Genomic DNA, 4,280 nt, shown 5'->3' on the forward strand with positions numbered 1-4,280 from the left:
GGCCCACGGCGGCCCGACCCATCCGCTCGCCCATCAGCCGGGCGTAGCCCCAGGACGGACGCTGCTCGGTGGCCCGCCCGTCCAACCAGGAGAAGTCCCAGCCGTCCACCGGCACCGACGCCGCCTCAGCAACAAGATCGTCGAATTGGCGCGCCATAGGCCGACCATGGCAGCACATCCACGCGGTCGCGAGCGAATTTCCTGCGCCGCCTCGCGGCCACGGTCCGGACGGTTCCAGGGCAGATGCCGGTAAATCTGGGGGAGGTAGTAACGCTCCGCGGGTCGAAAAGCGTGACTACCTCCCCCAAAGTCGTCGGGGGTCGGCGGGGTGTCCGAGGCCGCGGCCATGGCCGGCTACGCGCACGACGCGCTCGGCGTACCGGCGGAGAAGATCCTGCTGGAGACCTCGGCGCGGAACACCTGGCAGAACATCAAGCTCACCCTGCCCTTCCTCGAGACGGCGGACACCGTGGCGATCGCGTCCGATCCGCTGCACGCGGCGCGGGCCCGCCGCTACCTGTGGAAACTACGCCCGGATCTCGCGGCCCGACTGGTTCCCGCCGACGACTACCGGTTCCTGGATTACTGGTGGCTAAAGCTCCCGAGGGCCGCCAACGAGCTCGGCCGGGCACTCCGCTGAGCCACGGGTAAGCCACGGGTGCCGACGCAGGGATCACTCGCCCGCCACGCCCCGCCAGAGCTTGGCCGCACGGATGAACAACGCGCCGAGCTCGCTCAGGTCAGCGAGCGTAGCTCCCGTTCACCTTGTCGCTGTCACGTTCCGTGTCGTCACGTTCCAGGACGGCCAGCCTGGAACCTCATCTTCACGTGAGGTCAAGGTGCTGTGAACAGGGCACAGGCGGAATCGGACCTCGGCACACGAGGCCGTGATCTCGACGCGACCGGGCGGGCGCCGGGGGGTAGATATCGACGGATCGTTACGAACCGGACATGACGCCGCAGCCCATCTTCGGCACGCTGGGCCGCACTGACCGTTCCGGGAACAGGTGACGAGGAAGCGGATGACCACGTTTTACGAGATCCTGGGCAGGGAGGCCTCGATCGCCGGGGTGGTGGCCACCTTCTACGATCGCATCCTGACCGATCCGGAGCTGGCGCCCTATTTCGCCAACACCGACCTGGCCAGGCTCCGCACCCACCAGGTCGCGTTCCTCGTCGCCGTGACCGGAGGCCCGAAGGCCTACGAGGGTCGTGATCTCGCGGCCGCCCATGCGGGCCTCGCCGTCACCGACGCCGCCTTCGACCGGATCGCCGGGCACCTCATTGCGGCTCTCACCGACGCCGGCCTCGGCGCCGGCACGGTCGCGGCGGTCACGAGCGCCCTGCTACCGCTACGCAGGTCGATCGTCACCGCCTGACCGTCACGTCACCGAACGACAACAGGTCCGCCGGTTGATTCGTACAGTCAGACTTATGACGTCGCCCACGCCTATGACGTCGCCGGCGGGAACCGCCCGGATCGACACCTGGATCTGGTGCGTGCGCCTGGTCAAGGCGCGATCGCAGGCGACCGCCGCCTGCCGCGCCGGCCATGTCCGCCTCAACGGCGAGCGGGTCAAGCCGGCCCATCCGGTGCGGGCCGGGGACGAGATCCGGGTGCGCCAACCCGGGCACGAACGGGTCGTCGTCGTCACCCGGATCCTGCACAGGCGGGTCGGCGCGCCCGTTGCCGCGGAGTGCTTCGTCGACCACAGCCCGCCGGTCGCGCGCGAGGTGCCGCCGGTGGTGGCCGTGCGCGATCGGGGCGCCGGGCGGCCGACGAAGCGCGACCGGCGGGCGCTGGAACGCCTGCGCGACCAGCCCCGCTGGCCGGACGCACAGTAGCGGCGCCGCTGATGCACGGTAGCGGCACTGCTACTGGGAGCCCAGTAGCGGCGCCCGGTCAGGCGAAGCCTCGGTCGAGAGAGTCCGCAATCGCCCACACACCATGACCATCCTCAGGAACCTCGCCCTGGGATTACTAACCCTGGACCACCCACCATGGGATTACTTCGCATCAACGGTATGAAGAAAATGAAGAAAACGACCGAGTACATTGCCGGTGACCGGGACCGAGCCCTGCCGCTACGTGCCGCGTAGCGTTACCCGCGCCTGCAGAATCCGATCGTGAGGTTGATCTTCCTGGACGACACGGCCGGATCGCATCCCGCCGCACCGACCGGCTCGAACTAGAGTCAGGACCATGGGGCGAGCGTCATCCGGGTTGGCTCGGCGGAATTCGCGATGAGCTAGCGTGAGCAACCGGGCGTGGACATCCTGGACCATTCGGCGGGGCAGCCCGCCCGTAATGGGCCTCCGGTCCGGTTCAGCATTGTGATGCCGACATACAACCGCTGGGACGTGGTATTGTAGAGTATTGTGGGACTCAGGCACCTCGATATGCCGTGGCCCTGCGAACTGATCGTTGTCGTCGACGGTTCCACGGATGGCACCGAGAAGGCTCTCCGGGCCGTCTCCCTGCCGTTCTCCAAGCGTATCCTGTGGCAGGAGAACGCGGGCGCGGCTGCGGCGAGAAACCGTGGCGCCGCGAGCGCGCTCGGCGAGTTCATCCTCTTCCTCGACGACGACATGGCGGCGGACCGGCGGCTCCTCGTCGAGCATGAAAAGCTTCTCGCCGACGGCGCCGACGCCGTGGTCGGCCACATCCCGATGCACCCCGCCTCGCCGCCCACGGTGCTCACCTACGGAGTCGACCGGTGGGCCCGGGCGCGCCGCCGGCGGCTGCTGCGGTCGGACGGGCGGCTGACCGTCGCGGACCTGCTCTCCGGGCAGGTGTCGATGCGGGCGTCGACCTTCGTCAGGCTCGGCGGTTTCGACACGAGTTTTACCGCCGGCGGCAGCTTCGGCGGTGAGGACACCGACTTCCTCTACCGGCTGCTGCAGAGCGGTGCGCAGGTTCGATTCGCCGCCGACGCCGTCTCCTACCAGCGTTACGTCGTTTCGCCCGAGGCGCACCTGAGGCAGTGGACGCAGGCCGGGCAGGCCGATGCCGCGCTTGCCCGAAAACATCCGGGTCTCGGTGACCTGCTCTTTGCCCAGCATGGCGGGAAGACGGTCAAAGGAATCCTCGCCAGGGCCGCGGCGGCGGCACCACCCTGGGCGTCCCGCGCCCCGGCGGGTCTCGTGCTCGGAAGGGTCAGCGCCGGGAAGGTGGACCGGCCCACCAGATGGATGTTCCTGGGACTGCGGGACTGCTCCTACTGGCGGGGAGCCCGCCAGCGCGGCGGCCTCCTGCACGCACCGGACGTGGGCCTGCGGGTCCTCGCCTATCATGCGATAGAGGACGTGTCGGATCCCCTGCTGAGCAGGTAAGCGGCCCCTCCGCCGCAGTTCCGGGCCCAGCTGACAGCCCTGCTGGACGCCGGCTTCGCCTTTGTCGGGGCCGATGAGCTCCTGCGTCATCTCGACGGCCGGCCCGCCCGGCATCAGTCCCTGGTCCTCACCTTCGACGACGCCTATGCGAGTCTGTTCGAGCATGCCGTGCCCGTCCTTCGGGAACTTGGTATTCCCGCGACGGTTTTCGTGGTCACGAAAGAGATCGGCGGTTGGAACAGGTGGGATGCGGTGAACGGCGCCGCCAGGCTGCCGCTCCTCGACGCGAGCCGGCTGCGCGCCCTTCACCGGGAAGGCTGGGAAGTGGCGGCGCACTCCCGCACTCACGGGAGTTGACGAGGATGAGCAGGGCCGGCCTGTGGGACGAGCTTTCCGCGGCGCGCAGCGACCTCGCGGCCATCGGGCTGCCGAGGCCACGCCTGTTCGCCTATCCCTACGGGGAACATGACGCGCGCGTGCGCATGATGGTGAAGAAAGCGGGATACGACGCGGCGTTCACACTGCTGACTCGGCGTGCCTTCCCGACAGCTCAGGACCGCTATGCCCTGCCCAGGATCGAGGTGGGGCGCCAGACCCGCGTTGATGCGCTCGTCGAGACGGCACGCAGACCGCAGGTTTACCGACGCCCCGACCTCGAGCGGGAACTGGGTGGGGCATTGCGTCGAGTTATCCCGGCCCAACGGACGATCCGCGGACGCGCCGGGGATCACGAGGCGAGGAGCGCCGGATGAACCCGCACGGGAATCGGGAGTCCCCAACCGGTCCGGCCGCGACCGGCCCAGCCCCAACCGGTCCGGCCGCGACCGACGAGGGTACCTGCTGCTGTCAGCTCGAGGTGTCGGCCGAGGGCGTCGTGCGCTCGGCCGTGCCGCCACGCGACCATCAGCGACGTGCGCGGGTCCTCGTCCTGCTGCACGGTGAGCCGC

Annotated in this window: 6 protein-coding genes and 2 pseudogenes; 7 read left to right on the plus strand and 1 reads right to left on the minus strand. The window is 69.1% G+C overall.

The genetic code is table 11. The features are described 5' to 3' along the window. Positions 1-157, minus strand: a pseudogene (locus ACY45C_RS07670) (SAM-dependent methyltransferase); the annotation flags it as partial. Between the two features lie 171 nt (positions 158-328). Between ACY45C_RS07670 and ACY45C_RS07675 the strand changes: the two are divergent. The 7 genes and pseudogenes from ACY45C_RS07675 to ACY45C_RS07705 all read left to right on the plus strand — a co-directional run. Then, complete coding sequence (locus ACY45C_RS07675; protein WP_462186938.1) at positions 329-640, plus strand: YdcF family protein; 312 nt, start codon at positions 329-331, stop codon at positions 638-640. Between the two features lie 382 nt (positions 641-1,022). Next, entirely contained in the window at positions 1,023-1,379 is a 357-nt protein-coding gene (locus tag ACY45C_RS07680) for a group I truncated hemoglobin (RefSeq protein WP_462186939.1), read from the plus strand. A gap of 55 nt (positions 1,380-1,434) precedes the next feature. Further along, complete coding sequence (locus ACY45C_RS07685; RefSeq protein WP_462186940.1) at positions 1,435-1,845, plus strand: RNA-binding S4 domain-containing protein; 411 nt, start codon at positions 1,435-1,437, stop codon at positions 1,843-1,845. A gap of 555 nt (positions 1,846-2,400) precedes the next feature. After that, positions 2,401-3,333: a glycosyltransferase family 2 protein gene (locus ACY45C_RS07690; protein WP_462186941.1), complete on the plus strand. Its 933-nt coding sequence runs from the start codon at positions 2,401-2,403 to the stop codon at positions 3,331-3,333. An 81-nt stretch (positions 3,334-3,414) separates the two neighbouring features. Beyond that, the gene (locus ACY45C_RS07695; protein WP_462186947.1) at positions 3,415-3,690 is read left to right on the plus strand and encodes a polysaccharide deacetylase family protein; all 276 of its coding nucleotides are present in this window, start codon (positions 3,415-3,417) and stop codon (positions 3,688-3,690) included. A 5-nt stretch (positions 3,691-3,695) separates the two neighbouring features. Beyond that, positions 3,696-4,085, plus strand: coding sequence for a polysaccharide deacetylase family protein (locus ACY45C_RS07700; protein ID WP_462186942.1), 390 nt, complete (start codon positions 3,696-3,698; stop codon positions 4,083-4,085). Beyond that, positions 4,082-4,280 (plus strand): annotated as a pseudogene (locus ACY45C_RS07705) (hypothetical protein); the annotation flags it as partial. The gene ACY45C_RS07700 and the pseudogene ACY45C_RS07705, both read left to right, overlap by 4 nt.

This window comes from Frankia sp. CcWB2 (assembly GCF_977927585.1).